Below are 308 nucleotides of genomic sequence, written 5' to 3'. Positions count from 1 at the left end.
CCGGTCCGAAGGTGAGCAGTCCGCTGCCCGCGCCCGCGAGTTCACCGGCCGCGGGCAGCAGCCGCGCACGGGCCCGCTCCAGGGCCGGCCGGTCGCCGAGCCGGAGGGCGAGGGCTGCCTCGGCGCAGCACAGCGCCTCGTACAGCAGGTCGGGCGGCGGCTGCGGCAGGGCGGCGAGGGCCGTCCCGGCCTCGGTGGCGCGCCCGTCGGCGAGGAGGGCGAACGGCTCCGCCCACGGGCGGTACGGGCCCCAGTCCTCGCCCGGATCGACGTCGGCGGGGCGGCCGTGGGCCAGGCGCAGGCCGAGC

General features: G+C 81.2%; 1 pseudogene. It reads right to left on the bottom strand.

The annotated features are described in order from the left end of the window. Positions 1–308: pseudogene (locus ACLZOT_RS51495) on the bottom strand (hypothetical protein); the annotation flags it as partial.

This window comes from Streptomyces sp. 4F14, from assembly GCF_048159485.1.
GTDB lineage: Bacteria > Actinomycetota > Actinomycetes > Streptomycetales > Streptomycetaceae > Streptomyces.
Note: the sequence above shows the minus strand (reverse complement) of the source record. Positions and strands in the feature narration are given on the sequence as shown.